The 26,803-nt window shown below is 73.6% G+C and carries 23 protein-coding genes; 9 read left to right on the forward strand and 14 right to left on the reverse strand.

What is annotated here, in order from left to right:
* Position 1 precedes the first annotated feature (1 nt).
* Genes ACQVFL_RS17275 through ACQVFL_RS17285 form a run of 3 tightly spaced genes read right to left on the reverse strand, consistent with a single transcriptional unit; the run spans position 2 to position 3,570 of the window.
* The gene (locus ACQVFL_RS17275; RefSeq protein WP_396696688.1) at positions 2–886 is read right to left on the reverse strand and encodes an ABC transporter permease; all 885 of its coding nucleotides are present in this window, start codon (positions 884–886) and stop codon (positions 2–4) included.
* Positions 886–1,896 carry an ABC transporter permease gene (locus tag ACQVFL_RS17280; RefSeq protein ID WP_396696686.1) on the reverse strand — a complete coding sequence of 337 codons (1,011 nt, stop codon included), beginning with the start codon at positions 1,894–1,896 and terminating at the stop codon, positions 886–888. The genes ACQVFL_RS17275 and ACQVFL_RS17280 overlap by 1 nt, the downstream gene beginning before the upstream one ends.
* 18 nt (positions 1,897–1,914) lie before the next feature.
* The gene (locus ACQVFL_RS17285) at positions 1,915–3,570 is read right to left on the reverse strand and encodes an ABC transporter substrate-binding protein (protein ID WP_431727005.1); all 1,656 of its coding nucleotides are present in this window, start codon (positions 3,568–3,570) and stop codon (positions 1,915–1,917) included.
* A 312-nt stretch (positions 3,571–3,882) separates the two neighbouring features.
* On the opposite strand from ACQVFL_RS17285, the gene ACQVFL_RS17290 reads away from it, so the two are divergent.
* Both ACQVFL_RS17290 and ACQVFL_RS17295 read left to right on the forward strand, forming a co-directional pair.
* Complete coding sequence (locus ACQVFL_RS17290; protein ID WP_396696682.1) at positions 3,883–4,998, forward strand: alkene reductase; 1,116 nt, start codon at positions 3,883–3,885, stop codon at positions 4,996–4,998.
* Positions 4,968–5,273, forward strand: coding sequence for an antibiotic biosynthesis monooxygenase family protein (locus ACQVFL_RS17295; protein WP_131054866.1), 306 nt, complete (start codon positions 4,968–4,970; stop codon positions 5,271–5,273). The genes ACQVFL_RS17290 and ACQVFL_RS17295 overlap by 31 nt, the downstream gene beginning before the upstream one ends.
* 50 nt (positions 5,274–5,323) lie before the next feature.
* Here ACQVFL_RS17295 and ACQVFL_RS17300 read toward each other — a convergent pair whose 3' ends face one another.
* Positions 5,324–6,112, reverse strand: coding sequence for an SDR family NAD(P)-dependent oxidoreductase (locus ACQVFL_RS17300; RefSeq protein WP_431727006.1), 789 nt, complete (start codon positions 6,110–6,112; stop codon positions 5,324–5,326).
* 26 nt (positions 6,113–6,138) lie between these two features.
* On the reverse strand, positions 6,139–7,059 hold the full coding sequence (locus tag ACQVFL_RS17305; protein ID WP_431727007.1) for a zinc-binding dehydrogenase: 921 nt from the start codon (positions 7,057–7,059) through the stop codon (positions 6,139–6,141).
* A gap of 198 nt (positions 7,060–7,257) precedes the next feature.
* Here ACQVFL_RS17305 and ACQVFL_RS17310 point away from each other — a divergent pair, with 198 nt between their 5' ends.
* Positions 7,258–8,640 (forward strand): AfsR/SARP family transcriptional regulator, encoded by a 1,383-nt coding sequence (locus tag ACQVFL_RS17310; protein WP_431727008.1) that lies wholly within the window; start codon positions 7,258–7,260, stop codon positions 8,638–8,640.
* Here ACQVFL_RS17310 and ACQVFL_RS17315 read toward each other — a convergent pair.
* The 3 genes from ACQVFL_RS17315 to ACQVFL_RS17325 form a co-directional block, all read right to left on the reverse strand.
* Positions 8,617–10,230 carry an FAD-dependent oxidoreductase gene (locus ACQVFL_RS17315; RefSeq protein WP_431727009.1) on the reverse strand — a complete coding sequence of 538 codons (1,614 nt, stop codon included), beginning with the start codon at positions 10,228–10,230 and terminating at the stop codon, positions 8,617–8,619. The genes ACQVFL_RS17310 and ACQVFL_RS17315 overlap by 24 nt on opposite strands.
* Positions 10,227–11,204 carry a quinone oxidoreductase family protein gene (locus ACQVFL_RS17320; protein ID WP_431727010.1) on the reverse strand — a complete coding sequence of 326 codons (978 nt, stop codon included), beginning with the start codon at positions 11,202–11,204 and terminating at the stop codon, positions 10,227–10,229. The genes ACQVFL_RS17315 and ACQVFL_RS17320 overlap by 4 nt, the downstream gene beginning before the upstream one ends.
* Before the next feature lie 94 nt (positions 11,205–11,298).
* The gene (locus ACQVFL_RS17325; RefSeq protein WP_396696671.1) at positions 11,299–12,789 is read right to left on the reverse strand and encodes a DHA2 family efflux MFS transporter permease subunit; all 1,491 of its coding nucleotides are present in this window, start codon (positions 12,787–12,789) and stop codon (positions 11,299–11,301) included.
* A gap of 198 nt (positions 12,790–12,987) precedes the next feature.
* On the opposite strand from ACQVFL_RS17325, the gene ACQVFL_RS17330 reads away from it, so the two are divergent.
* The 5 genes from ACQVFL_RS17330 (at position 12,988) to ACQVFL_RS17350 (ending at position 19,928) form a co-directional block, all read left to right on the forward strand.
* Positions 12,988–13,446 carry a MarR family winged helix-turn-helix transcriptional regulator gene (locus tag ACQVFL_RS17330; protein ID WP_396696669.1) on the forward strand — a complete coding sequence of 153 codons (459 nt, stop codon included), beginning with the start codon at positions 12,988–12,990 and terminating at the stop codon, positions 13,444–13,446.
* A gap of 16 nt (positions 13,447–13,462) precedes the next feature.
* Positions 13,463–14,494, forward strand: a complete 1,032-nt coding sequence (locus ACQVFL_RS17335) for an LLM class flavin-dependent oxidoreductase (RefSeq protein WP_431727011.1) — start codon at positions 13,463–13,465, stop codon at positions 14,492–14,494.
* Between the two features lie 77 nt (positions 14,495–14,571).
* Positions 14,572–17,661: an AfsR/SARP family transcriptional regulator gene (locus tag ACQVFL_RS17340; RefSeq protein ID WP_431727012.1), complete on the forward strand. Its 3,090-nt coding sequence runs from the start codon at positions 14,572–14,574 to the stop codon at positions 17,659–17,661.
* Between the two features lie 41 nt (positions 17,662–17,702).
* The gene (locus ACQVFL_RS17345) at positions 17,703–18,893 is read left to right on the forward strand and encodes an amidohydrolase family protein (RefSeq protein ID WP_431727013.1); all 1,191 of its coding nucleotides are present in this window, start codon (positions 17,703–17,705) and stop codon (positions 18,891–18,893) included.
* 84 nt (positions 18,894–18,977) lie between these two features.
* Complete coding sequence (locus ACQVFL_RS17350) at positions 18,978–19,928, forward strand: aromatase/cyclase (RefSeq protein WP_431727014.1); 951 nt, start codon at positions 18,978–18,980, stop codon at positions 19,926–19,928.
* Positions 19,929–19,980: 52 nt separating this feature from the next.
* On the opposite strand, the gene ACQVFL_RS17355 is transcribed toward ACQVFL_RS17350, so the two are convergent.
* From ACQVFL_RS17355 to ACQVFL_RS17370, 4 genes are read right to left on the reverse strand one after another with little or no spacing between them, the layout of a single operon-like run.
* Positions 19,981–20,232 (reverse strand): acyl carrier protein, encoded by a 252-nt coding sequence (locus ACQVFL_RS17355; RefSeq protein ID WP_396699370.1) that lies wholly within the window; start codon positions 20,230–20,232, stop codon positions 19,981–19,983.
* Between the two features lie 30 nt (positions 20,233–20,262).
* A complete protein-coding gene (locus ACQVFL_RS17360) occupies positions 20,263–21,474 on the reverse strand; it encodes a ketosynthase chain-length factor (protein WP_396699372.1) in 1,212 nt (403 codons plus the stop codon).
* Positions 21,471–22,739: a beta-ketoacyl-[acyl-carrier-protein] synthase family protein gene (locus tag ACQVFL_RS17365; RefSeq protein WP_396699374.1), complete on the reverse strand. Its 1,269-nt coding sequence runs from the start codon at positions 22,737–22,739 to the stop codon at positions 21,471–21,473. Before ACQVFL_RS17365 ends, ACQVFL_RS17360 begins: the two co-directional genes overlap by 4 nt.
* 23 nt (positions 22,740–22,762) lie before the next feature.
* Positions 22,763–23,767: an acyltransferase domain-containing protein gene (locus ACQVFL_RS17370; RefSeq protein ID WP_431727015.1), complete on the reverse strand. Its 1,005-nt coding sequence runs from the start codon at positions 23,765–23,767 to the stop codon at positions 22,763–22,765.
* A 260-nt stretch (positions 23,768–24,027) separates the two neighbouring features.
* On the opposite strand from ACQVFL_RS17370, the gene ACQVFL_RS17375 reads away from it, so the two are divergent.
* Positions 24,028–25,059, forward strand: coding sequence for a ketoacyl-ACP synthase III family protein (locus ACQVFL_RS17375; RefSeq protein WP_431727016.1), 1,032 nt, complete (start codon positions 24,028–24,030; stop codon positions 25,057–25,059).
* A gap of 13 nt (positions 25,060–25,072) precedes the next feature.
* Here the strand turns inward: ACQVFL_RS17375 and ACQVFL_RS17380 are convergent, their stop codons facing one another.
* Both ACQVFL_RS17380 and ACQVFL_RS17385 read right to left on the reverse strand, forming a co-directional pair.
* Positions 25,073–25,999 carry an ABC transporter substrate-binding protein gene (locus tag ACQVFL_RS17380; protein ID WP_396699380.1) on the reverse strand — a complete coding sequence of 309 codons (927 nt, stop codon included), beginning with the start codon at positions 25,997–25,999 and terminating at the stop codon, positions 25,073–25,075.
* A gap of 10 nt (positions 26,000–26,009) precedes the next feature.
* The gene (locus tag ACQVFL_RS17385; RefSeq protein WP_396699459.1) at positions 26,010–26,795 is read right to left on the reverse strand and encodes an amino acid ABC transporter ATP-binding protein; all 786 of its coding nucleotides are present in this window, start codon (positions 26,793–26,795) and stop codon (positions 26,010–26,012) included.
* Positions 26,796–26,803: the final 8 nt, after the last annotated feature.

Below are 26,803 nucleotides of genomic sequence, written 5' to 3' on the forward strand. Positions count from 1 at the left end.
GTTACCGCCGCTTCGCGTTCGCGCGTTCCTGCAGGCCCTCGCCGAGCAGGCTGAACCCCAGCACGGAGACGAACAGGGCCAGGCCGGGCGGCACGCTGGTCCACCATCGACCGCCGACCACGTCCGGGGCACCGAGGCTGATCATCGCGCCCCACTCGGCCTCCGGGATGCTGACGCCCAGCCCGAGGAAGGAGAGCCCGGCCAGGGTGAGCATCGCCCAGCCGCAGTTCAGCGGCGCGATCGTCCGGACCGGGGTGAGGCTGTTGGGCAGCAGGTGCCGCCAGAGGATGCCCGTCGTCGAGGCCCCGGAGGTCACCGCGGCGTCGACGAACGGCAGCTCGCGCTGGGTGCGTACCTCGGCGCGGACCAGTCGGGCGTACGCGGGGGCGTTCACCGCCGCGATGGTGATGATGAGGTTGACCGTGCCGTTGCCGAGCAGGGCCGCCACCGCCAGGGCCAGGATGAAGGTGGGGAACGCCTGGAAGATGTCGACGACCCGCATGAGCACGTCGTCGATCCAGCCGCCCCGGTAGCCGGCCACCAGGCCGAGCAGCGTGCCGACCACCACCGCCAGGGCCACCGCGGCGACCGCGATGCCCAGGTCCAGCCGGGCCGCGTGCAGCACCCGGCTCCAGACGTCCATGCCGTTGGTGTCGGTGCCGAGCAGGTGTGCACCGCCGGGGGCGGCCAGGGTGGCGTTCGGGTCGACCTCGGTCGCGCCCCAGGAGGAGAGCAGCGGCGCGGCCAGGGCGGCCAGGGCGACCACGGCCAGGATGGTCGCGCCGGTGATGATCAGGATGCGGGAGAAGCGGTCGTCCCGACTGCCGGTGACGATCACCGCGTCGGCGCCGGCGTCCCCGGGGCCGACACCGCGCAGGTCTGCCATCAGATCCTCACTCTCGGGTCGAGGATCGCGTGGACCACGTCGGCGATGAGGAACACCAGCACGTAGCAGAGCGCGATCACCACAACGGACGCCTGCACCACCGGGTAGTCCCGGTACAGCAGGCCGCGCAGCGCCCACTGGCCGAAGCCCTGCCAGGAGAAGACGTACTCGACCAGGACGGTCGAGCCGATGGCGGTGCCGAAGACCAACGCGGCCAGGGCCGGCAGCCGCAGCAGCGTGGAGCGCAGCAGGTAGCCGTAGAGCAGCGTCCGTTGCGGCAGCCCGTGCGCCGCCGCCGCGGTGTACGCCTCGGAGTTGAGCACCTCCAGCGCCGACGCCCGGACGCTGCGCAGCAGCGGTGCCATCACGCCGACGACCAGGGTGAGCACCGGCAGCGCCAGGTACGCGGCAGCGCTGGCCAGCGCCGGTCCGTTCCCGGTCAGGGCCGCGTCGACGAGGCCGGCGCCGGTCAACGGGGTCAGGTTCGTGTCCGGGTCGACCCGTCCGCTGGGTGCCGGGAACCAGCCCAGCATGCTGTAGCCGACCAGCACGAGCACCAGGCCCAGCCAGAACTCCGGGATGGAGTTGCCGACCAGGGCGAAGATCCGCACGCCGTGGTCGCCGACGCTGTTGGCCCGCCGGGCCGACCAGACGCCCAGCACGGTGGCCACCACCAGCGCGATGGAGACCGCGATGACCACCAGCTCCAGGGTGGGCCCGATCCGCAGCGCCATCTCCGCGCCGACCGAACCGCCGCTCTGGATGGAGGTGCCGAAGTCACCGGTGACCAGCCCGCCGAGGTAGTCGAGGAACTGCCGCCACAGCGGCTGGTCCAACCCGAACCGGGCGCGGGCCGCCTCGGCGTCGGCCTCGCTGGCGTTCTGGCCGAGGATGCTGCGGACCGGGTCGCCGGGCAGCACCCGGACGATGAGGAAGGTCAGGACGACCACCCCGAGCAACACCGGGATGAGCTGGAGCAGCCGCCTGACGACGAAACGGAGGATTCGCATGAAGGGAGCCGGCCGCGCCTAGGCCGACCTGGTCAGGTAGCGCAGCCGGGCGAGGCCGTCCATCGGCTGCACCCAGCCGGCCACCGCCTCACGCACCGGGAGGTTGAAGTTGGGCTGACAGATCACCACCCACGGCACGTCCTCGGCGAGGATCTGCTGGACCCGCCGCCACAGCGCGTTGCGGTCGGCCTCGTCGACGGTGGTGTGCGACCGCTCGTAGATCTGCTCGATCTCGGCGTTGGTGTAGTTCGAGTAGTTGAGGTTCGCGCCCTTGACGAAGCTCGTGGCGAGCATGTATTCGACGTCGTTGACCCAGAGCTGGCCGGAGGTGAGCTGGAGCGGGATGTTCTTGCGGGTCCGCCGCTCGCCGAGGGTGGCCGGGTCCAGCGGGGTCAGCTTGAGGTTGATGCCGGCCTTCGCCGCCTCGCTCTGCACCTGCACCGCGATGCGCTGCTGCTCCTCGTTGTCGGCCTCGAAGACCAGCTCCGACTCGACCGAGGCACGGCCTGCGGCGTTCAGCGCGGCACGGGCCCGGTCCACGTCGTGGGTGAACGGGTAGCCGCTCTCGTCGTACCCGGGCATGTCCAGCGGCACCGGGCTCTTGGCGGCACGGGCGTCGCCGCCGTAGACGTTGTTGATGATCTGCTCGTACGGCACCGCGTAGGCCAACGCCTTGCGGACGTCGACGTTGTCGAACGGCGCCGAGGTGACCGACATCTGGATCGCGACCTGGCGGTTGCTGGCCGCCGAGATCACCTTGACCCCGTCGGTGCTGCGCAGGTCCTCGATGTCGCGCTGGCTGACGCCGAGGGCGATGTCGATGTCACCGGCCTGGAGTTGCAGCCGCTGGTTCGAGGCGGCGGGCACCACGGAGATCCGGATGGTCGGCGTCTTGGGGGCGTCCGGGCCCGGGTAGCCGGTGTTCGCCGCCAGCTCGATCTCCTGCCCCTGGGTGGCCTTGGCGACGTTGTAGTAGCCGCCGGTGGGGGCGTTCTTGGCGAACCACTCCTTGGCCCACGGGTCGTCGGCGGTGGCGTGCTTCTTGGCCTCCTCCGAGTCGAAGACGTACAGCGAGATCGCCTGGATCTGCCGGGTCAGCGCGCTGGGGAACGCCTGGTGGAACTCGACGGTGTAGTCGTCGACGACCTTGACCTGGTCGGCTTCGGTCAGACCGATGGTGCGGTAGATGCCGGCCACGTTCGCCTGGGCGGCGAAGGCGCGGTCCTTGGACCACTTCACGTCGGCCGCGGTCATCTCGTTGCCGCTGGCGAACGTGACGCCCCGGCGCAGCTTCAACGTCCACACCTTCTGCTCGGCGTCCGGCTCGAAGGACTCGGCGAAGGTCGGGGTGATGTTCTGGGTGTCGAGGATCTGGCTGTCACCCGCGGTGGTGACGCCGTAGTCGATCATGTAGGGGAAGACGTTCTTGAACATCATCAGCGCGGTCAGGTCGAAGCCGACGAAGTCCTGATCCCAGCTCGACAGGTAGCTCGACACCGCGATCCGCAGCGTGCTGGCGGTCGGGCCGCCGGACGTCGAGTCGTCCGAGTTCGAGCCGCTGTTCGCGGCGCAGGCGCCCGTGGTGAGCAGGAGCGCGAAACTGCCGCCCAGTTGCAGCACCCCGCGTCGGGAGATGGCGGGCGAGGAGGGGCCCACACCAGGTGTACGTGCCATGAAGTAGTCCTCCTAGAACTACGAGGCGGACGGGCCGCGCAGCGGACCCACTCGTGTTCTATCGGATTAGGTGGAGGTGAACAAGACCCCAACCCTTGTTCACAGCGGAACTCCCGAAATTGGCACCCAGACCCGGCCGAACGGCTGATGAAGTGCGGCGCAAGTGTTCACACAAGTTCACACAACTGGTACGTACGGCTGTTCACCAGGCCCTCGCCCGCCGGAGGTCGGGCCTGATCTGTAGCCAGGCTCCACGGGCCCTTGAGAATCCCGGGCGAGCATCAGGCACCACCCAGCGAGGAGGTTGCCCCGATGCCGACGCTCTTCGATCCGGTCCGACTGGGTCGCCTGCGGCTGCCCAGTCGGATCGTGATGGCCCCGATGGGCCGCGGCCGCGCCACCCGGGACGGGACTCCCCTGCCGTACGTGGCCGACTACTACGCCCAGCGGGCCGACGCCGGGCTCATCGTCAGCGAGGCGACCAACCCGGCACCCCGGGCGGTGGGCCACGCGTACAGCGTGCAGTGGCACACCCCCGCGCAGACCCAGGCGTGGACGGCGGTGGCCCGCGCCGTCCACGACGCCGGTGGCCGCATCGTGCTCCAGATCATGCACGCCGGACGGATCGGTCATCCGGCCCTGTACGGTCACCGGCCGCTGGCGCCGTCGCCGGTGCCGGCCGCCGGACTGGCCCGCACGTTCGACGGGCCGAAGGAGCACCCCGAGCCGCGAGAGATGACGCCGACCGACATCACCGACGCGATCGAGGACGTCGTGCGGTGTGCCGAGACGGCCGTCGCCGCCGGATTCGACGGCGTGGAACTGCACGGCGCCAACGGCTACCTGGTCCACCAGTTCCTGTCGGCGGCCACCAACCGCCGCACCGACGAGTACGGCGGCGCACCGCACCGGCGGGTGCGCTTCGCCGTCGAGTTGGCGGAGGCGGTCGGCGCGGCGGTCGGCGCGGACCGGGTCGGGCTGCGGCTGTCGCCCGGGTTCGGCCTCAACGACATGACCGAGCCGGACGCCGCCGAGGTGTACCCCGCCCTGCTCCAGGCGCTGCGCCCGCTCGACCTGGCGTACCTGCACCTGGTGCACGGCTCCGACCCCGAGCTGACCCGGGTCGTCCGGGCCCGTTGGGACGGGGCGGTGGTGCTCAACCCGGGCACCGGCAACCTCGGTCCGGAGGCCACCCGGGCCGCGGTGGCGGACGCGCTGGCCGTCGGCTTCGACGCGCTCGCCTTCGGCAAGCAGTTCCTCGCCAACCCCGACCTGCCCCGCCGCCTGGCCGACGGCGGCCCGTTCAACCCGCCGGACCCGACGACCTTCTATCAGGGCGGTCGCCGGGGCTATCTCGACTACCCCCGCATCGACGACACGGAAGGGAACACCGCCTCATGGTCGTATTCGTCAACAAGCTCACGCTGATCGGCGCCGCCGAGGACCTCGAACGCCACTACGCCAGCGTGGCCGAGTACATGCAGACCCGACCGGGGCTGATCCGGTACGTGCTGAGCCGGTCGCAGAAGGATCCGTCGACGTACTACAACATCGCCGAGTGGACCGACGAGGAGTCCTTCCGCACCGCGCTGCACGAGCCGGAGTTCCGGACCCGGCTGGACCGGTTGACCGGCATCATCAAGGGCGAACCGCACCTGACCGAGCCGGTCTTCCAGTACGAGGCCGACCGCGTCACCGGTTGATCCACCGAGTCCACGGCCGCCGGAGCGCGCTCCGGCGGCCGTGGCCCGTGTCAGTAGTTCCCGAGACCGCCGCAGACGTTGAGCGCCTGCCCGGTCAGCGAGGCGGCGGTGTCGGTCACCAGGTAACCGACCAGCCCGGCGACCTCCTCCGGCGTCGAGTACCGGCCCAGCGGGATCTTCGCCTCGAACCGCTGCCGCACCGCGTCCTCGGTGGTCTGCCAGTGTGCCGCGTACCCCTGGCGTACCCGGACCGCCATCGGCGTCTCCACGTACCCGGGGCACACCGCGTTGACGGTGACGCCGGTGCCGGCCAGCTCGAAGCCGACCGCCTTGGTGAAGCCGACCACCCCGTGCTTGGAGGCGGTGTACGGCGCCGCGAGCGCGACGCCCTGCTTGCCGGCGGTCGAGGCGATGTTGACGATGCGGCCCCACCCGGCCTCCCGGATGCCACCGGCGCGCAGCACCTCGCGGGTCACCCGGAACACCGAGGTGAGGTTGGTGGCGAGCACGTCCTCCCAGAGCGCGTCGTCCAGCTCGGCGGTGACCCCGCCACCGGAGCGGCCGGCGTTGTTCACCAGCACCGTCACCGGCCCGAACCGCTGCACCGCGGCGGCGACCAGCCGGACCACGTCGTCCGGGGACCGCACGTCGGCCGCCACGCCGTCGACCTCCAGGCCACGCCCGCGCAGCTTGTCGACGACCGTGGCCACCTGTGCCGCGTCGCGGGCACAGAAGTAGACCGGGAAGCCCTGCTCGGCCAGCGTCTCCACCACGGCCAGCCCGATCCCGCTCGTACCGCCGGTCACCAGCGCCGCGCCGGTACGTCTCGGTGTCGTCATCTCCGTTGTCCTCCTCGATCGGTCGATCACAGGGTGAGTACGACGCGGCCGGTGACCCGGCGCTCCAGCAGGGCCCGCACCGCCGTGGCGGCATCGGTCCAGTCCGCGTGCAGCCCGACGTGTGGACGCAGCCGCCCGTCCACCACGAGCCCGAACAGCGTCGCCAGGTCCTCGTCGGCCCGGTGGCGTTCCAGCTCGTCGAGCAGGAACAGGTGCTCCAGGCGTACCCCGGCACGGGCGTGACCCCAGTCCGGCGGCAGGACCAGCTCGGCGCGCACGGTGTTGCCGAACACCACCGCCACCCCGCCCCGGCGCAACCGCACGAACGCCTCCCGGAACACCGTTCCGCCGACGCTGTCCACGACGACGTCCACCGGCTCCTGCGGCGGTGCCGCGTAGCCGGCGTGCACCAGGTGGCCCCGCTCGGTCAGGTGGTGGCCCCGTTCCGGGGTGCCCACCCAGCCGAGGACGGCGGCGCCGCCGGCCGCCGCGAGGTCCGTCACGAAGCCGCCGACGCCACCGCTGGCACCGGTCACCAGCACCGAGCGACCCAGCAGCCACCCGGCACGCCGCAGCGCGTACAGGGCGGTCAGACCGGCTACCGGCACCGCCGCCGCGACGGCCGGTTCCACCCCGGCCGGTATCGCCGCGAGCCGATCGGTCCGCACGGCCGCGAGCTGCGCCCATCCGGTCGACGCCGCCACGCCCGCGACCGGTGTGCCGATCGGTGGCCCGGTGCCGTCCTCGGCAGCGCGGACCACCGTGCCGGCGACGTCCAGCCCGAGCCGGGCGCCGGGCGGTTGCCGGGCGGCGAGCAGGAGGTCCGCGCGGTTCACCGCGACGGCGTGCACCTCGACGAGCGCCTCGCCAGGCGCAGGACGCGGCTCGGGTACCGACTCCAGTCGGAGTCCGTCGGGCTCGTCCACGGACGTGACCAGTGCTTTCACATCGACCTCCACCGGTACGACGGGTTCCCGCCCTTCGTACCGGCGGGTGCTGGAGTCCTGGTGGAGGGTCGCCGGTGAGATGGGCGTCACTGGGATTCGCGTTGCCGGTGCCGCCCGACCCGAGCACGATGTCCGAGGCGGGCGACGGTAGTCGCCCTGACACTGTGCGTGCATTCCGCCGCTCGACGGGGGACATCGGTGACCGACTTTCGCATTCTCGGGCCGCTACAGGTCACGATCGACGGGCGACCGGTGCGGATCGGCGCCCCGAAGCAACAGGCCCTCCTGCTGACCCTGCTGATGCGGGTCAACGAGGAGGTGCCACTGGACGAGCTCTACCCGCGATTGTGGGGCGACCGCCCACCGGCCCGACCCGCCGCCGCGCTGCACGTGCACGTGGCCCGGCTGCGCGCGGTGCTCGGTGACCGCCCCGGCGCACCGGTGACCTCGCCCCGCCCCCGGGTCCGGTCCCTCGGTGGGGGCTACGCGTTGCGCACCCCACCGGAGACCGTGGACCTGCACCGGTTCCGCGCGTCCGCCCGCCGGGCGGAGCAGGCCCGACGCGGCGACGATCCGGCCGGGGAACTCGCCCACGTCCGGGCGGCGTTGGCCCAGTGGCACGCGGATCCGGCGCGACCGGCCACAGTGGCCTCCCTCGCGGTGGTTCCCTCGCTCGCCGAGGAGGTCACCCCGGTACTGGTCGAGGAGCGGTTACGGCTGCTCGAACGACGCTACGAACTGGAGCTGGCCACCCGACCGCCCGGCGAACTCGTGACGGAGCTGCGGGCCCTGGTCGTCGCGTACCCGGTGTGCGAGCGACTGTGGTGTCTGCTGGTCACCGCGCTGCAACGCGCCGGTGACCGGGCGGCGGCCCTGGCCACCTACGAGCGGGCCCGCGCGACGCTGCGGACCCGACTGGGTCTGACACCCGGGCCGGAACTGGAGGCGGTTTACCGACGCATCGCCGGGGACGGCTGGCACACCCACACCGACCTGCCGCCGGTCGACGCCGACCGGCAGCCGCGCGGATCCGGCTGGCCGGCCGTCGCCGCCGCGCTGGCCGGCCGGGACGCCGGCACCGCGCTGCCCCTGGTGTGTCTCGCCGGTCCGCCCGGACCGGACCGCACCGCAGACGTGGCGGCGCTGGCCCGACGGTTACGCGCGGCGTTCCCGGACGGGCAGTGGTACGTACGACTGACCGACCCCGCCGGCCGGCCCCGTGACCCGGCCGAGGTGCTCGCCGGGCTGCTGAGCCGCTCCGGCGTGGCCGCCGACGCGGTGCCCCTGCGCCGCCGGGAACTGGTCACCGCGTACCGGGCCCGGCTCGCCGACCGGCGCGTGCTGCTGGTGCTGGACGACGTCCGCGACGCCGAGCAGGTGTACGACCTGCTGCCGGGCACCTCCCGGTGCGCGGTGCTGACCGTCGGCGACACGATCGTGCCGGAGCTGGTGGCGCTGCGCGGTGCCCGACCGTTCGCGCCGCAGGCGTGGGGCGGCGACCCGCACGCCTCCCGACACCACAGGACCGGGGAGCCGCCGGCCGCCACCGCACGCGTCTCATCGACGCAACAGGGTCCGTAGCACCTGCTCCAGCCGTGTCTCGGGATCGGGCAGCGGACCGACCGACCGCCAGGCCACGAACCGGTCCGGCCGCACCAGCGTGGCGCCGTCGGGCTCGATGCCGTAGCGGGCGCCGAATTGGCCGTCCCGGTCGGCGTACTCCCCCGTCGGACCGATCGGGTGCACGACCAGGGGCACGCCGAGCCGCTCGGCGACCCGCGTGGCCGGTTCCGCCCAGGCCGCCCCCGCCGACCCGGTCAGCAGCACGAACCCCGTGCCGAACAACGCCGTCGTGGAGGTGTCGGTGCCGTCGGGGCCGGTGAGCGGCAGGAAGGGCGCCCGCGATCCGGGTCGGCCGGTGGCCGTGGTCGGGTCCTCCACGAGCGCGCCGTCGTCGCCGGGTTCGAGCAGGACCGCACCGGCCGGGTACCGGTAGCCGAAGGTGAGCACGGCCGGTGGCAGCGGGGCGGGCACCTCGTCGTCGCGCAGCTCCGGTGCGATCCGTTCGACCAGGTTGGCGAACTGCTGCTCGACGAGCAGCCGGGCGTACGGCCCCCGCTCGGCCTGGTACGTCGACAACAGGTCGGGCCCCGCCCAGCCCTGGATCACCGCGGCGAGCCGCCAGCCCAGGTACCACCCGTCCATGATCGCCGTGTTGCCGCCCAGCCCACCGGTCGGCGGCATCACGTGGGCGGCGTCGCCGGCCAGCAGCACCCGGTCCACCTGGAACCGCTCGGCGACCGCGCAGGCGATCGAGGTCTCGCCGTACTCGGTGATGTCCATCGGGAGGTCCGGGTCGAGTCCCAGGTCGACGGTGATCTGTCGGGCGATCGCCTCCCGGGACCGGTGCCAGCCCTCCGGCAGCTCCGGGGTGAGGTTGCGGAAGTAGCCGTACAGGCCGGGGATCTCGGTGTTGAACAGCACCGCCCGGTCGACGTGGAAGGCCGCGAACCGGGAGCCGTCGGCGGCACCGGGCGTGTGCGCCAGCGGCTCGCTGAGGTCGGCCTTGAACAGCACCCGCAGGACCTGCCCCACCACGCCCCGCCCCCGCAGGGGTACGCCGAGCGACTCCCGCACCGGACTGCGCCACCCGTCGGCCGCGACCAGGTACGACGCCCGCACCCGGTGGCGCGTACCGGTCTCGGTGTCCTCCAGGAACGCGGTGACACCGTCCTCGTCCTGCGCGAACCCGAGCAGCCGGGTGCCGAAGCGCACCTCGGCGCCGAGCCCTCGGGCCCGCTCGGCGAGGGCCGCCTCCGCACCGGACTGGCTGGCCGTCCCCCAGTCCTCGGGCGACACGTGTCGCATGGTCAGCTCTCGGCCGCTGACCAGCGTCCGGGTGACCGGCCCGCCCAGCCGGGGCGCGAGCACCATGGAGAACTCGGTGCGGTCCGGACGGCTCAGGTCGCGGATCCGGTCCACCAGACCGGCCACCCGCAACGCCTCCATGGTGTGCGGATACTGGCCGGTGGCCTTGACCCCGGTCGACGTACCGGCCCGGCGCTCCACGACCAGCGGGCGCACCCCGTGCAGGCCGGCGAAGATGGCGGTGCTCAGGCCCGCCGGGCCGGCACCGACCACCAGCAGCGGCCGGTGTTCGGCGGCGGTCACGGGACCAGCACCACGCGGCCGAGCTGGCGGCGGTCCTCGATGAGCCGGTGGGCCTGCGCCGCCTCCTCCAGGGGCAGGACGGCGTGCACCGCCACCCGCAGCCGACCGTCGCGGACCAGTTCGGTCAGTTCCCGCTGATTGCGTCGCGCCTCCTCGGGCGCGGCGGCGAGCCAGGCGTCGAACGCGGTGCCCACGATGCTCTTGAGACCGAGCAGGTCGGTCAGGGCGACCCGCGCCACGTCGCCGTCGGCACCCGCGAATCCGTAGTAGACCAGGCGGCCGAGCGGCTTCAGCAGCGCGAGGCTGGGCGCGAAGACCGGCCCTTCGACGCTGTCCAGGACCACGTCCACCCCGGCGCCGCCGGTCGCCGCCCGCACCTGTTCGGACCAGTCGGGTGCGGTGTAGTCGACCACGACGTCGGCACCGTGCTCGCGGACGAACGCCGCCTTCTCCGGCGAGCCGACGGTGCCGATCACGGTCCCGGCGCCGCGCAGCTTCGCCAACTGGGTCACCAGATGTCCGATCGCCCCGGCGGCGGCGTGCACGAGCACCGACTCACCGGGGGCGAGCCGGCCGACGCTGAGCACGTTCGCGGCGACCTGGGCGGTCGAGGCGAGCGCGGTGGCGACCGGTGCCGACACGTCGTCGGGTACGGCGACGGCCTGCCCGTCGGTGACGAGGACCCGGTCGGCGTACGCGTCGGCCACGCCCCAGGCGGCCAGCCGGTCACCGACCGCGAAGCGGTGCTCGCCCGGTCCGACCGCCTCCACCCGGCCCACCACGTCCCCGCGCGGGGCACTGGGCACCGGGGACGGGAACGGCGCGGTGCCGGAGCGTAGCTGGGTCTCGATGAAGTTGACGCCCACGGCCTCGACCTGGACGCGCAACTGACCCTCGCCGGGCTCCGGCACCGGCACCTTGTCGACGGTCAGCACCTCGGGACCGCCGTGCTCGGAGTAACGGATGACGCGCATGCGGGGGCTCCCCTTCCGTCGACCGGCGGCGCGGTGCCGCCACCGCCGGTTCTAGCCGCGGGCACTCGCGGCCGGGTCGAGGACGCCCCCAGCGTCACGCGGGTTGTCGTGGCGCGCGCAGCGGTCCGGGCACGAACGCGGCGGCCAGTCCGGCCACGAGCGCGAACCCGACCACGAACCAGTACGTCCGGCCGTACGCGTCGGGTGCGAAGGTGCCGGCGGCGGCGAGACGGTCCTGGAGGGCCACCGCCACCACGGCGATGCCCAGCGACCCGCCGATCTGGTTGAGGATGAACAGCGCGCTGGTGGCCCGGGGCGCGTCGGCGGCACCGACGGCGAGGTACATGAACGCCATCACGCCCGGCACCGTGAACCCGATGCCGAACCCGCCGACACCGAACGCGATTGCGGTCACCGTCTGCGAGGTGTCGGGGCCGACTCCGGAGAGCACCACGGCGGCGAGTGCGGCGAGCAGCATGCCGATCGGTGCGGTGGCCCGCGCGGTGAGGCGGGCACCGGCCTTGCCGACGGCGATGGCGCCGGCCGCACCGAGGATGCCGGAGGGGACCATCAGCAGGCCGGCGTGCAGTGCCCCGAACCCGCGTGCCTGCTGGTAGTAGAGCGGCGTGAGGAAGAGCAGCGCGTTGGCGACCGCGCCGACGAGCAGCATGGTGACCACCGACATGGTGAACCCGCGCTTCTGGAACAGCCGTACGTCGATCAGCGGCGCGGCGGTGCGCAGGGAGTGCAGCACGTACGCCACGAGCAGGGCCGCGCCGACCACGAAGGCGGTGACCGCCCGCCCGTCGCCGAAGTCACCACGGTGCGCGGCGGTGACGAGGCCGTAGATCAGCGCGGCGAACCCGGGCGAGAGCAGGGCCAGGCCGAGCAGGTCGAGCTTCGGTGCCGCGGCGTCCCCGGTGGGACCGTCGGCGGGCAGTACGCGCAGCGCGAGCACCAGCGCGACCACGCCGACCGGCAGGTTGATGAAGAACATCCACCGCCAACTGATGTCGTCGACGAAGAAGCCGCCGAGGATCGGGCCGAGCACCGGGCCGACGGTGAGCGGGATCGAGATGAGGCCCATCGCCTTGGTGACCCGGGCGGGGCCGGCGGCCCGGGCGATCAGCGCCTGCACGACCGGGAAGATCATGCCGCCGCCGAGGCCCTGGACCACGCGGAACGCGATCAGGCTCTCGGCGGACCAGGCCAGGCCGGACAGCAGCGAGCCGAGGGTGAACAGCACGACGGCGAAGATCCACACCCGTCGGCCGCCGAACCGGTCCACCCCCCATCCGGCGACCGGGGTGGCCATCGCGACGGCGAGCAGGTAGACCGCGGTGACCCACTGGATGGTCGACAGGGGCGCGTCGAAGACGGCGGTCAGGCGGGGCACCGCGACGTTGACGATCGTCTCGTCGAGCAGCGCCATGAGCAGGGCCAGCAGCAGGACGCCGGCCATCTTGAGGAACGCCGGATCGAGGCGGTCGTCGACGGCCGGGCCGGTGGGATCTGGTGCGTCGTCGGGTGCCCGCCGCGATGCGGCCCCGTCGGTTGCCGCCAGGGACGGCGTGTCGCTGGACATGATGTGGACCTCCGAGCCGGGTGATCGGGGATTGACGCTGGGATACTACATGCATGTGCACACATATTCTGGCGCACCACGTCGTCCCGCACGCCTGTTTCCCTGTTCGAACTTGCCGGAAGGCACGAATAAAAGATGCTGTTACATTGAATGAGCAGCGACATGTAGGGTAGGGCGTCAGCAGACGAAGGGGGCGCGATGGCGGAGCGACGCGACGGACAGCCCGACCTGCTCGCCCTGTGGCGGCAACTGACCGTCCTCACCGGCCGACTCGGGCAGACGCTGGACCGGCGACTCACCCGCGACTTCGACCTGACCCTCACCGAGCTGCTCGTGCTCGACGAACTGACCCGGGGCAACCCCCGGGGCATGCGCATCCAGGACCTCAGCGACGCGGTCGCCCTCGACCAGTCCTCGATGAGCCGCCTGGTCACCCGCCTCACCGCCAAGCAGCTCGCGGCCCGGGTGAGCTGCGCACACGACCGCCGTGGGGTCTACTGCCAGATCACCGAGTCCGGCCTGGAACGGCACGACCAGGCCGCACAGGCGTGCCGGTCGGAGCTGGCCACCGCACTGGACGCCGCCGCCTTCGACGAGCGCCTGGCCTCCGTCGTCGCGCGGCTCACCCGCCCCGTCGGCCTACCCGCCGACGCCTGACCCGCAGGGAGCACCCGTGCATCTGTCGATCCTCGACCAGTCGATGATCCCGGAGGGGTCCACCCCGACCCAGGCCCTGCACCACACTCTCGACCTGGCCCGCGCGGCCGACGCACTCGGCTATCACCGCTACTGGCTCGCCGAGCACCACGCCACGCCGTCGTTCGCGAGCCCCGCGCCCGAGGTCATGGTGGCTCGGCTCAGCGGCGAGACGAGCGGGATCCGCATCGGCAGCGGCGGGGTGCTGCTGCCGTACTACAGCCCGTTCAAGGTCGCCGAGACCTTCCGGGTGCTCCAGGCTCTCGCGCCGGGCCGGGTCGACCTCGGCATCGGGCGGGGCGCCGGAGCAAGTTCCCGTGACGCCCGGCTGCTCAACCCGCACCTCTACACCTCCTCCGACGCCGCCTTCGGCGAGCAGGTCGACGCGGTGCGGGCCTTCCTGGGCGCTGCCGGCGACCAGGGCGGCATCATGCCGTCGGTGGACGACACGCCCCAGGTGTGGCTGCTCGGCGCCAGTCCACCGAGCGCGGCCCTGGCCGGTCGACTCGGGCTGCCGTACTCGTTCGCGCACTTCGGCCGCCCGGAGCTGGTCACCGAGGCGGTGCAGACCTACCGGCGGCATTTCGACCCGCGAACCGGTGGCACCCCTCGGGTCATGGTCGGCATCGGTGTCTACTGTGCGCCGACGCGCGCGGAGGCGGAGCACGTCTTCGCCAGCCAGCGCCTGTTCCGGCACCGGATGTCCCGTGGCGACCTGCGTCCGGTGCCGCCCGCCGAGGTGGCGCTCGCCCAGTTGCCCGGTCTCGGCGAGGATCTGCTGACCGAGCGCACCGAGTGGCCGCGCTACCTGGTCGACTCCCCCGACGAGGTGGCGCGACAGCTCACCGCGATGAGCGAGGCGGTGGGCGTGGACGAGTTCGTCGTCCTGTCCACGATCCACGATCACCGGGCGCGGGTGCGCTCGTACGCGCTGTTGGCCCAGGCGTGCGGTCTGCGTCCACGCGATGTGCCCCGACGGTCGGCGCTCGCCACCCTGCAACCCACATGACAGATGTGACCGGCACGCATTTCCCGTCCGGAAACACCGAGCCGCGACGGTAAGAGGCCCACCGTCCAGGAGGCCGCGTGAGCGCGACAGCCGGCATCGGGCATACCGACGACGACTACCGGGTCCTGGGACCTCTGGTCGCGACGCTCTCCGGCCGCCCGGTGCCGGTGACCGCCCCGAAGCAACGTGTCCTCCTCGCGACCCTGCTGCTGCGGGCGAACACCTGGGTCGGCGCGCCGCAACTGGTCGGCGCGGCCTGGCACGACCGGCCGCCGGAGAATCCCCGCGCCGCTCTCCACGTGCACCTCTCCCGGCTGCGGTCGCTGTTCGCCGAGATCCGCCCCGACGTCCCCGCGCCGATCGAGGCACGACCTGGGGCCTACCGCATCGTCGTGCCGCCGGGGTCCCTGGACCTGCACCGCTACCGCGAGGCGGCGATCCGGGCCCGGGAGGCCCGACGCGTCGGACGTCCGGACGTCGAGGTGCACTGGGTACGGCAGGCACTGGCGGAGTGGCGCGGGGAACCGCTGGCGCTGGTGCCGTCGGTGCGGATCCGGCAGGAGGTGGTCACCGGCCTGGTGGCGGACCTCCTGCACCTGACGGAACGGCGCTTCGAGCTCGAACTGGCCCTCGGCCGGCACGCCGAGGTCGTCGGGGAACTGCGTACCGCCGTGGTCGCCCATCCACAGCGGGAGCGCCTGTGGGCGCAGCTCATGGAGGCGCTCGCGGGCAGCGGTGACCGGGCCGCCGCGCTCGCCGCGTACCACCGGGCTCGGGACCGGCTGCGCGAGGAGTTCGGCGCGACGCCCGGCCTGGAGCTGCGGCAGCGCTACCGCCGACTGCTCGCCGAGACCGGCGACACCGCGCGAACCCGGACGCCGCGCGCCTTGGCGGACCCGCCCGTGGGGGCCGCCCGCACCGGCTGGCGGGCACAGTGCCAACTGCCGCCGGACGTCGCCGACTTCGCCGGTCGGGCCGACCTCCTGGCGGATCTGCACGCGGCGTTGCGGTCGACTGCGGACGGGCCACCGGTGGTCTGCCTGACCGGAGCGCCCGGCGTCGGCAAGTCGGCGCTGGCGGTCCGGACCGCACACCGGCTGCGGGACCGGTTCCCCGACGGCCAGTGGTACGTGCACGCCAGCGAGGCCGACGGCGCCGGCCGTGACTGGTCGCAGCTCCTCGCCGAGTTGCTGACTGCCGCCGGGGAGGACCGTCCACCGACCACCCCCGCCGCCGCTGCCCGCGCGTTGCAGCGCCGCCTCGCCGGCCGCCGTGTCCTCATCGTCATCGACGACCTGCACGACGCCTCGGCGCTGCGCGGCCTGTTCCCGCTCGCCGCCGACTGCGCGGTCCTCGTCACGCACCGCGGCCGGCCGGAGGCGCTCGTCGCATGTCCCGGCGTCCGGGTCGTCGCCCTCGACGTGCTCTCCCCCGCCGAGGCGACGGCACTGTTGACCGTCATGATCGGTGCGGACCGGGTGACGCGGGAACGCGCCGCGCTGGACGCGCTCGTCGTCCACTGCGACCGGCTGCCGTTGGCGCTACGGATCGCCGGGGCCCACCTCGCCACCCATCCGACCCAGGGCATCGGCGAGTTCGTCGAGCTGCTCGGGGCCAATCCGCTCGACGCGCTGAGTCTGCCCGGCAGCCGGCGCGCGGCGGTACGGACCGCGTTCCACCTCGCGTACACCGCGCTGCCGGCGCGTACCCGGCGGATCTTCCGGCTGCTGGCGCTCGTGCCGGGAGTGTCGCACCGCGCCGAGACCGTCGCGGAGCTGGCCGGTCTGCCGGTCGCCACCGCGGCGCAGGGGTTGGACGAACTGGTCCGCGCCCAACTCGTCGAGCAGGGCCGCGACGGGGCGGTCCGGCTGCACAGCCTGATGGCGCGCTACGCCGCCGAGCGGGGACGCGCCGAGGACGCACCCGCCTACCGTCGGGCGGCGCTGCGCCGGTTGGGCGAGTGGTATCTGCGCACGGCCGACGAGGCGGTGCGGCTGTGCCACCCGGACGTGGTGCGGCTGCCCACCACCCATCGGACGTCGACGTTCGACGGGCGCCGGGCGGCCCGTGGTTGGCTGGCCCGGGAACGGCGCAACCTGGTCGCGGTCGCGGTGCACGCCGCGTCGACGGGTCTGGTGCCGCTGGCGGTCCGGCTGACCGACGCGCTGCGCGGTCCGTGCGGAGCCGACCGGCACCACGCCGACTGGCGGCTGGCCGCCGAGGCCGCTGTCGACGCGACCGATCCGGCCCGCGAGCCGGTGCACGCCGCGATCGCCCGGCTCAACCTCGGCCTGGCGTTGCAGGGCCTGCACGACCTGGCCGCCGCCGAGCCGCACCTGCGGTACGCCCGCGACCGGTTGCACCGACACGGGCCGGCCCCGCTGGAGATCGTCGCGGTCACCGCGCTGGCCATGCATCGGCTCCAGCGCCCCCGGAAACGGTTCGACGAGGCCATCCGTCTGCTGCACCGTGGCCTGCGGCTGTGTCGGCGACTCGGCCTGCGCCAGGCGCAGGCGCGCTGCCTGCTGTATCTCGGGATGGCCCACCACGGGCGCGGTGACCTGCGGATGGCCCGCCGACACCTGATGACGGCGGCGCGCATCGGCGAGCGCATCGGCTCCTGCTCGGCCCAGCCGGAGATCCTGGCCCGGCTCGGCACGGTCTGCGGTGACCTGGGCGCGCACCGGGAGGCGGTCCGGTGGCTGCGGGAGGCGTTGCGGCTCGGGCGGTGCGCCCGGTCGGCGCACTCCGTGGCGCTCGCCTCCTACGGCCTGGCCCGGGTCGGTCGGGCCACCGGGCACCGGGACCGGGCGCACCGGCACGTCGGCCGGGCGATGGCCTTCGCCGAGGAGGGCGGGTACGTGGCGCTGCTGGTCAACACCCGTAACCTGCGCGCCGCGTTGCACCAGGACGAGGGCCGGGCGGATCTGGCGGAGCCGGAGTACCGGAGAGCGTTGCGCGAGGCCGAGCGCGTCGGCCACCCGCAGGCCCGATGCGAGGCGCTGATCGGGCTGGCCGTGCTGGCCCAGCGACGCGGCCACCACCGGGAGGCACGCGAGAACGTCCGGCAGGCGGCCGGCGCGGCCCGCGCCGCCGCCTCGGTGCGTCTACAGGCGCACGTCCGGCAGGTCAGCGCCGGGCTCCGGCGAACCTCTAGCGCGAGCTGACACGCTGCCCCGGCAACGACGGCGGCACCCGGAGGGGGCACATGCTCGCGCTACGGACACGGCGACTGTTCGACGGGGTCCACCCGGTGCCGATGGCGCGGCCCACCGTGGTGCTCTCCGGCGGCGTGATCGAAGCGGTCCTGGACGGCCCACCGCCATCCGGTGTCGAGCTGGTCGACCTGGGTGACACGACCCTGCTGCCCGGTCTCGTCGACGCCCACGTCCACCTGGCCTTCGACGCGTCGCCGGACACCATGGGCAGTCTCGCCGTCGCCGACGACGACACGCTGCTGACCCGGATGCGGAGCGCCGCCACGGCGACGCTCGACGCCGGTGTCACCACCGCGCGCGACCTCGGCGACCGGGGTTACCTGGGGCTCCGGGTCCGGGCCGAGACCGCCGACACGCCGCACCGGGGGCCCCGGCTGCTCGTCGCCGGACCACCGATCACGTCGTACGGCGGGCACTGCTGGTTCCTCGGTGGGGAGGTCGACGGCGTCGACGCGATCCGGGCCGCGGTGCGCCAGCGGGCCGAACGCGGGGTCGACGTGGTGAAGGTCGTGGTGACCGGCGGCCAGCTCACCCCCGGTTCGCTGCCGCACGAGATGCAGTTCGGGCCGGTGGAGTTGGCCGCGATCGTGCGGGAGGCGCACCGGTACGGGCTGCCGGTCACCGGACACTGTCATGCCGCCGACGGCATCGCCGCCGCGGTCACGGCCGGATTCGACGGCATCGAGCACTGCACCTTCGTCACCGCCGACGGCGTGCGCGCGGAGCCGCCGCTGCTGGCCCGGATGGCGGCGGCCGGGACCCGGATCACGCTCACCCTCGGCACCGCCGGACCCGGTGGCGGCGGTGGCGGCGGTGGCGGCGGTGGCGGCGGTGGCGGCGGTGACCCGCGCCGGGCGGCGGTGCACGCGGCCCTGCGCCGGGTGGCCGGTTGTGGCGTACCCGTCGCCTGCGCCAGCGACGCCGGTTGCGGTCCGGGCAAGCCGCACGGTTCGCTGGCGTACGGGGTCGAGGCGATGGTGGGTCTCGGCGTCCCGCCCACGGCCGCGCTGCGGGCGGTGACCTCCGGGGCCGCGCAGGTCTGCGGACTCGCCGACCGGATCGGCCGGATCGCACCGGGGTACGACGCCGACCTGCTCGCGGTGCACGGGGACCCGACCGTCGAGCCCGGTGCGCTGCGGCGCGTCGCCGCCGTCCTGCGCGCCGGACGGCGGGTGCGGTAGCTCCTCCAACGGTGCTGGACCGGACGTCGATCGGCGCGCGGGAGGCTCGGCGGGTATCCCGACCGAGCCGGCAGGAGGTCCCCCGTGCCCGATCCCACCGTCCACACCACACGCCACACCGTCGACGTGAGCGCACCCGTCGACGCGGTGTACCCGATCATCGCCGACGTCACCCGCTGGCCGTACACGTTCGCTCCCACGGTCCACGTGGACCTGATCGAGCGGGCGGCCGACGGGCCGCAGCACCGCGAACGCCTCCGGCTGTGGGCCACCGCCAACGGCGTGGTCCGCTCCTGGGTCTCCCGCCGTACGCTGACACCGGCGCAGGGCCGGATCGCCTTCCGGCAGGAGGTGTCGGCAGCGCCGGTGGCCTCGATGGGTGGCGAATGGCGACTCGAACCGATCGACGGCGGCACCCGGGTCGTCCTGCTGCACGACTACTCCGTGGTGGACGACGACCCCGAGGCCGCCGAGTGGGTGGCGCGGGCCGTCGAGCACAACAGCACCGCCGAGCTGGCGGCGCTACGCGCGGCGGCGGAGTCCGCCGAGGACGGCACGCTGCTCTCCTTCGCCGACGAGGTGTTCGTGGCCGCTCCGGCCCAGGACGTGTACGACTTCCTGTACCACGCCGACCGGTGGCGGGAACGGCTGCCGCACGTGGCCCGGGTGGAGCTGACCGAGGACGAGCCCGGCGTGCAGATCCTGGAGATGGACACGGTCGCGCCGGACGACAGCGTGCACACCACCAGGTCGGTGCGGGTCTGCTTCCCCGCCGACCGGATCGTCTACAAGCAGACGGTGCTGCCGCCGCTGCTCGCGGCGCACACCGGCACCTGGACGCTGCGCCCCGAGCGGGACGGCGTGGTCGCCACGTCGCAGCACACGGTGGTGCTGCGCCCGGACCGGGTCGGCGCGTTGCTCGGCGAATCGGCGACCCTCGCCGACGCCCGGGACCTGGTCCGCCGCTCGCTGGGCACCAACAGTCGTCGCACGCTGGAGCAGGCGCGTCGGCACCTGCAACCGGTCGCCGACTGAGCAGCGTGACGGGCGCGGCGAACCGGTCGGTTCGCCGCGCCCGTCACGCTGCTCAGACCCGGTTGACGTAGTCCAGCAGCGATCGTGGCGTGTCGCAGCTCTCGACCACCTCGTCCGGCAGCGTCACGGCGTACTCGCGGGAGATCCGGGAGACGGTCTCCAGCAGGGCGAGCGAGTCGAAACCCAGGTCGACGAAGGGGGTGTCCAGGATCTCGCGGTCCAGGTCGACGGAATCGTCCTCGCCGGCCGACGCGCGCAGGATGCGGCGCAGATCGTCGAGGTGGAGCGGCTGGTCGGCGGTCATGATCGTCCTTTCGGGTCGGGTCGGTCCGGATCACGAGGCGACGCGGCGGAGCACGGCGGCGGCGTTGAAGCCGCCCCGGCCCCGGGCCACCACCAGCACGTGGTGCAGTGGCAGCGACCGGGGCTCGCCGGTGACCAGGTCGATCGGGCAGTCGGGAGCGGGGGCGTCGACGCCGACGGTGTGCGGCGCGACGCCGTCGCGGATGGCGAGCAGCGCGGTGGCGAGGTCCAGAGCGGCGGCGCCGGCCTGGAGCCGGCCGACCGTGCTCTTGGGCGCGGTGACCGGCACCCGCCGTGGCCCGAACACCTCCGCCAGGTCGGTCGCCTCGGTCCGGTCGGCCGCGCGGTCCCCGGCGCCGTCGGCGAAGACCAGGTCCACGTCGTCGGGGGTGATGCCGGCGTCGCGCAACGCGCCGGTGATCGCGCGGCGCAGCCCGGTCGCGGGCACACCGGCCGGGTCGAACGTCGCGACGTAGCCGGCCAGTTCGCCGTAGACCCGGGCACCCCGGGCCCGCGCGGAGTCCGCGTCCTCCAGCACCAGGTGTGCGCCCCCCTCGCCGGGCACGGCACCGTCGGCGTCCGAGTCGAACGGCAGGTACGCCCGTCGCGGGTCGGTACGGCTGCTGAACCCGCCGGTGCTGAGCCAGCCGGCGAGGCCGAGCGGGCATAGTGCGCCGTCGACGCCGCCGGTGAGCACCACCGGAGTGCCCCGACGGATCTGCCGTCGCGCGTGCCCGATCGCGTCGAGCCCGCCCGCGTGGTCGGTCACCAGGGCGGCTCCCGGGCCGCGCAGGTTGTGCCGGATCGAGATCTGTCCCGAGTTGACCGCGTAGAACCAGGCGAAGGACTGGTAGGCGCTGACGTGGCTGCCGCCCTTGCTCCAGAGGTTCTCCAGTTCCCGCTGCCCGAACTCGAAGCCGCCCATCGAGGAGGCGGTGGCCACGCCGACGTCGTACCGGACGCCCTCGACCGCCGGCACCCCGGCGTCGCTCAGGGCCTGCTCGGCCGCGTACAGGCTGAGTCGGGTCATCCGGTCGGTCTGGGGTAGCAGCCGTCCCGGCAGGTGCTCCTCGGCGACGAAGTCGGGCACCTCACCGGCGACCCGCAGCGGGTAGCCGGTGGCGTCGAAGCGGGTGATCGACCGGATGCCGCTGCGCCCCTGCACGGTGGCCTGCCAGTACGCCTCCACGTCGAGACCGGTGGGCGCGGCCACGCCGAGTCCGGTCACGACCGGGGCGCTCACGCCGCCCGCCGATCGGGCCGGGCCAGCACCACCGCGCTCTGGAAGCCGCCGAATCCACTGCCGACGCTCAACACCGTGTCGGTGCGGTGTTCGCGGGCGACGTTCGGCACGTAGTCGAGGTCGCACTCGGGGTCGGGTACGTGCAGGTTGGCCGTGGGCGGCACCAGGTGGTGCTCCATCGCCAGGGCGCAGGCCACCAGCTCCAGCGCACCGATCGCGCCGAGCGAGTGCCCGATCATGGACTTGATCGAGCTGACCGGCACGCGGTAGGCGTGCTCGCCGAGGCTGCGTTTGAAGGCCGCCGTCTCGTGCCGGTCGTTCTGCTTGGTGCTGGACCCGTGGGCGTTGACGTAGTCGACCTGCTCGGGTGCCAGGTGCGCCTCGGCCAGCGCCACCCGGATCGCCTCGGCCATCTCCACGCCGTCGGCGCGCAGCCCGGTCATGTGGTAGCCGTTGCAGCGGCTGCCGAAGCCGGCGACCTCGGCGTACACCGGGGCGCCTCGGCGGCGGGCGTGCTCCAGTTCCTCCAGGACCAGCACCCCGGCCCCTTCGCCGAGCACCAGGCCGTTGCGGGTCGAGTCGAAGGGGCGCGACGCGTGCTCCGGATCGTCGTTGCGCGGGCTGGTGGCCTTGATCGCGTCGAAGCAGGCCAGGGTGATCGGTGAGATCGGCGCGTCGGTACCGCCGGTGACCACCACGTCGGCGCTGCCCTCGCGGATCAGTTCGGCGCCGTGCCCGACCGCGTCGAGGCCGGAGGTGCAGCCGTCGGAGACCAGGGCGACCGGGCCCTGCGCGCCGACGACGTGTGCCACCTCCGCGGCCACCGCGCTGGGCACGAACCAGTCGTAGAGCTGCGGTACCGCGTACGTCGGGTCGACCAGCCAGGACCGGCCGCCGTCGCTGAGCACGACGTACTCCCGCTCCATGCTGGTGGTGCAGCCGACCGCGCAGCCCAGCGACACCGCGACCCGGTGCCCCTCCTCGCCCGGCAGGTCGAGGCCGCTGTCCGCGACCGCCTCCCGGGCGGCGACCACGGCGAACTGGGTGGCCCGGTCCATCCGCCGGGCCTCCTGTGGACTGAGCCCGGCCTCGACCGGGTCGAAGTCGCACTCGGCGGCGATCCGGGAGCGGTAGGGCGACGGGTCGAAGGCGGTGATGCCCCGGGTTGCGGTGCGGCCTGAGGAGAGCAGGTCCCAGAACTGCTTGACGTTGCTACCACCCGGGGCGACGGCCCCGAGTCCGGTGACGACCACGCGACGGCTCATGGTCCGACGGTCGCAGCGGGTGCTCAAGCGACGGTCGAGCCCTCCTGGAAACGGACGCCGTCCACGGCGGTCCGGGCCGTGGCGACGGCGACCAGGTCCGCGTCGCGGCTGCCGGCGTGCGTCGGGAGCACCGCCAGCGCCGTGCAGCGGCCCTGCCGCACCGCCGGGTGCCGACGGGCCAGCGCGGTCAGTCCGTGCGGCGCACCGGCCTCCACGAGCACCTGCGGCTCCGTGGCCAGCAGGGCGTCCAGCGCCGCGCCGAACCGGACCGGTGCGGCCGGTTGGGCGGCCCAGTAGGCCGGGTCGGTGGCCACCTCGGCGGTCATCCGGCGGCCGGTGTAGCAGGAGAACAGCGACAGGCGCGGCGGACGCAGCGGCAGGGTGCGCAGCAGTGGCTCGGCACGCGCGGCGGCGACGGCCAGTGCGGGGCTGTGGAACGCGGTGGTCGACCGGGCCCGACGGCAGGTCACGGCGGCGGCGCGCAGCCGCTGCTCGACATCGGTCAGGGGTGCCTCCGGGCCGGCGAGCAGCAGTTGTCCCGGCCCGTTGACCGCGCCGACGACCACCCCGTCACCGAGGTACGGCCGCACCTGCTCGGGGGTGGCCGCCACGGCGAGCATGCCGCCGGGCGGGGCGTCGGCGAGGTGCCCGAGCCGGTCGCGGAGCACGCGTACCGCGTCGGACAGGCTCAGCACGTCGGCGAGGGTCGCCGCCACCACCTCGCCGACGCTGTGGCCGAGCAGGGCCACCGGCTCCGGGCCGTCGTCGAGCAGTGTCCGCCCGAGCCCCCAGCCGATCGCGAACAACAGCGGCTGCGCGCGGCGCAGGTCGTCCAGGGGTACGGCCGGGCGCGCGGCGAGCCAGTCGGCGCGGATCGCGTCACCCTCCGGGCCCCAGAGCGCGAACACCTCGTCGACGTGGCGGCGGAAGCCCGGGTGTCCGTGGTAGAGGCCCACCGCCATGCCGGATCGTTGGGCGCCCTGCCCGGGGAAGAGCAGGGCCACGCGTCGGGTCGTGGGTGCAGACATGCCCCGACCGTCGCACCTGCCCCTTGAGGGCGACTGAAGCCGTACCCGCTCGACGGGTTCTCGAGTCCCGGCCGAGCACGGCGCGCGACCGTGGCGGTACGCGACGGCGGTGCCGAGGCGAACCCCGGCGCTCCGCGCCATCGCCCGCCCCACGACCGGCCGGCGATCCGCCGCCGGACCGACGCCACGAGCGACGTTCCGGCGGCGGTGGACGCCCGGAGCCCGTCGCGAATCCGGCGATCCGAGGGAGCGGCAGACAGATGCGATTCGACGGTGTTCGGGTGGCCGGCGTGGCCGCGTACGTGCCGGGGCGGACGCGGGTGCGCGACGCGGTAGCCGACGGCCGGTGCGGTCAGCGGCTCGCGACGCAGACCGGCCTCGACGCGGTGAGCGTGTCGAGCGATGAGTCCGGGCCGGAGCTGGCGGTACGCGCCGCCGAGCTGGCCGTCAAACGCTCCGGGCACACCCCGGACGAGGTGGCGCTGCTGCTGCACGCCACCGTCTATCACCAGGGACACGACGTGTGGGCGCCGGCGTCGTACATCCAGCGGATGGTGCTCGGCAACCGCTGTCCGGCGCTGGAGGTGCGGCAGCTCTCCAACGGTGGACTCGCCGCCCTCGATCTCGCGGCGGCGTACCTCACCGCCGCGCCGCGACGGGCTGCGGCGCTGCTCACCACCGGGGACCGCTTCTGCCCACCGGGCTTCGACAGGTGGAACAGCGATCCCGGCACGGTCTACGGCGACGCCGGTACGGCGCTGGTGCTCTCCCGACACGCCGGGTTCGCGCGCCTGCTGAGTCTGGTGACGGTCTCCGAGTCGGACCTGGAGGGTCTACACCGGGGCGACGACCCGTTCGGCGCGGCGCCGCTGGCCCAGCGGCAGCCGGTGGACCTGGACGCGGTCAAGAAGGCGTTCGTCGCCCGGACCGGGGTGTCGTACAGCATCAGTCGGGTGGTGGCCGGCCAGTCGGAGGCGGTGGACCGGGCGCTCGCCGAGGCGGGGCTGACCTTCGCCGACGTGGACCGGTTCGTGTTGCCGCACTTCGGGTTGCGGCGGCTCACCTCCTCGTACCTGCGACCGTGGCAGTTGGATCGGGCCGTCACCACCTGGGCCTGGGCCAGCACGGTCGGGCACCTGGGGGCCGGCGACCAGTTCAGCGGGCTCGCGCACCTGGTGGAGAGTGGAACGCTGCGCCCCGGCGAGCGGGTGCTGCTCGCCGGGGTCGGAGCGGGATACACGTGGACCTGTGCGGTGCTGGAGATCGACGAGGTGCCCGGGTGGGCGGGGTGAGCGGCGCTACGCCTCAGGCCGCCGCCGGGTTCACCGTGGACCGTTCGACCCCGCTGGCCTCCAGGTGCCACTTGGTCAGGATCCGGCGGTACGTACCGTCGGCGATCAGCCGGTCCACCGCGGCCCGCAGCGGTTCGGCGAGACCGGCGCCCTTGCTGGTGGCCAGGCCGACGTCACGGCGGCCGAGTTCGCCGACGAAGCGCAGCCCGGGCTGCTGGCTCGCGGCGTAGCGCAGCACGCTGGAGGTGCTGACCAGGATGTCGACGTGTCCCTCCCGCAGGGCCAGGAAGTGCGCAGCGGCGTCGCTGTAGGTGCTGATCTTGTACGGCTTGCCGGCGTCGACGCACACCCGCTCCCGCTGGCGCAGGTCCTGCTCGAAGGTGCTGCCCACGCCGGTGCCGATGGTCAGCCCGCAGAGCTGCGACACGTCGGTGACCTCGCGCAACGAGCTGTCGTCGCGGACCATGAAACCGGTGCCGTCGGTGAGGTAGACGGTGAAGTCCAGCACCTTCTTGCGTTCCTCGGTGACCGCGAAGTTGGCGGTGCCGACGTCGAACCGGCCGGCGGTCAGCCCGGTCAGCAGCGACGCGCCGCTGACCTGCTCGCGGCTGACGGTCAGGCCGAGGACCCGGGCGGCGGCGTCGGCGATGTCGATGTCGACGCCGCGCGGCGGGCCACCGTCCTGAGGGTGGAAGGCGATCGGCGGGGTACCCACCGCCGAGCCGACGGTCAACCGACCGCGCTCGCGGATCTCGGCCGGCAGCAGCGCCGCGATGTCCGGTGCGGCCTGCACCTGCGACACCACGTCCTGGGCGCCGAGGTCGGCGGGCGCCTCCCCACCGGTGGGGGCCGGCGCGGCGTGGACGCATCCGGTCAGCAGGCCGAGCACGGCGGTCGCCGTCACGGCGACCATCCAGCGGGTGTGACGCGACGAATACACATTGTCTCCTTCAACGGTTGAGGATGGTGGCGAAGAACCGCGCGGTGCGCTCCTCGCGAGGGCGGTCGAGCATCGTGGCGGGTGGCCCCTGCTCGACGATGCGACCGCGGTCCATGAAGACGATCTCGTCGGCGACCTCGGCGGCGAAGCGCAGCTCGTGGGTGACGATCAGCATCGTCATGCCGCCCGACGCGAGGTCGCGGACCACCGAGAGCACCTCGCCGATGAGTTCCGGATCCAGCGCGCTGGTCGGCTCGTCGAAGAGCATCACCTTGGGACGCAGCGCCAGGGCGCGGGCGATGGCGACGCGCTGCTGCTCGCCGCCGGACAGCTCGCGCGGGTAGGAGCGTTCCTTGTGCGCCAGGCCGACCCGGTCCAGCAGCTCGCGGGCGCGGGCGAGGGCCGCGTCGCGGGGCAGCCGCTGCACCGCGATGGGTGCCTCCACGAGGTTCTGGACGACGGTCAGGTGCGGGAACAGGTTCAGCGCCTGGAACACCATCCCGACCTCGGTGCGGTGCCGGGCCAGCAGCCGTGGCGACGCCTCGACCAGTCGGCCGCGCCGCAGCACCTGGCCGACCGGTCGGCCGTCGACCAGGACCATGCCGGCGTCGGCGCGTTCCAGACGGTTGACGCAGCGCAGCAGGGTGCTCTTGCCCGAGCCGGACGGGCCGACGACGCAGGTGACGGTCCCCCGGTCGACGGTGAGGTCCACCCCGTCGAGCACGGTGGTGGCGCCGAACGCCTTGCGGACGCCGACGAGCTGCACCATCGGCCGGAGCGGGTCGTCGTCGTGCATCGTGGTGC

Source organism: Verrucosispora sp. TAA-831 (genome assembly GCF_050780145.1).
Taxonomy (GTDB): domain Bacteria; phylum Actinomycetota; class Actinomycetes; order Mycobacteriales; family Micromonosporaceae; genus Micromonospora.

Coding starts and splice junctions, on each gene's coding strand:
- ACQVFL_RS17275 (WP_396696688.1), bottom strand. CDS start 886: ATGGCAGACCTGCGCGGTGTCGGCCCCGGGGACGCCGGCGCCGACGCG.
- ACQVFL_RS17280 (WP_396696686.1), bottom strand. CDS start 1,896: ATGCGAATCCTCCGTTTCGTCGTCAGGCGGCTGCTCCAGCTCATCCCG.
- ACQVFL_RS17285 (WP_431727005.1), bottom strand. CDS start 3,570: ATGGCACGTACACCTGGTGTGGGCCCCTCCTCGCCCGCCATCTCCCGA.
- ACQVFL_RS17290 (WP_396696682.1), top strand. CDS start 3,883: ATGCCGACGCTCTTCGATCCGGTCCGACTGGGTCGCCTGCGGCTGCCC.
- ACQVFL_RS17295 (WP_131054866.1), top strand. CDS start 4,968: ATGGTCGTATTCGTCAACAAGCTCACGCTGATCGGCGCCGCCGAGGAC.
- ACQVFL_RS17300 (WP_431727006.1), bottom strand. CDS start 6,112: ATGACGACACCGAGACGTACCGGCGCGGCGCTGGTGACCGGCGGTACG.
- ACQVFL_RS17320 (WP_431727010.1), bottom strand. CDS start 11,204: ATGCGCGTCATCCGTTACTCCGAGCACGGCGGTCCCGAGGTGCTGACC.
- ACQVFL_RS17325 (WP_396696671.1), bottom strand. CDS start 12,789: ATGTCCAGCGACACGCCGTCCCTGGCGGCAACCGACGGGGCCGCATCG.
- ACQVFL_RS17330 (WP_396696669.1), top strand. CDS start 12,988: ATGGCGGAGCGACGCGACGGACAGCCCGACCTGCTCGCCCTGTGGCGG.
- ACQVFL_RS17345 (WP_431727013.1), top strand. CDS start 17,703: ATGCTCGCGCTACGGACACGGCGACTGTTCGACGGGGTCCACCCGGTG.
- ACQVFL_RS17355 (WP_396699370.1), bottom strand. CDS start 20,232: ATGACCGCCGACCAGCCGCTCCACCTCGACGATCTGCGCCGCATCCTG.
- ACQVFL_RS17365 (WP_396699374.1), bottom strand. CDS start 22,739: ATGAGCCGTCGCGTGGTCGTCACCGGACTCGGGGCCGTCGCCCCGGGT.
- ACQVFL_RS17370 (WP_431727015.1), bottom strand. CDS start 23,767: ATGTCTGCACCCACGACCCGACGCGTGGCCCTGCTCTTCCCCGGGCAG.
- ACQVFL_RS17375 (WP_431727016.1), top strand. CDS start 24,028: ATGCGATTCGACGGTGTTCGGGTGGCCGGCGTGGCCGCGTACGTGCCG.
- ACQVFL_RS17385 (WP_396699459.1), bottom strand. CDS start 26,795: ATGCACGACGACGACCCGCTCCGGCCGATGGTGCAGCTCGTCGGCGTC.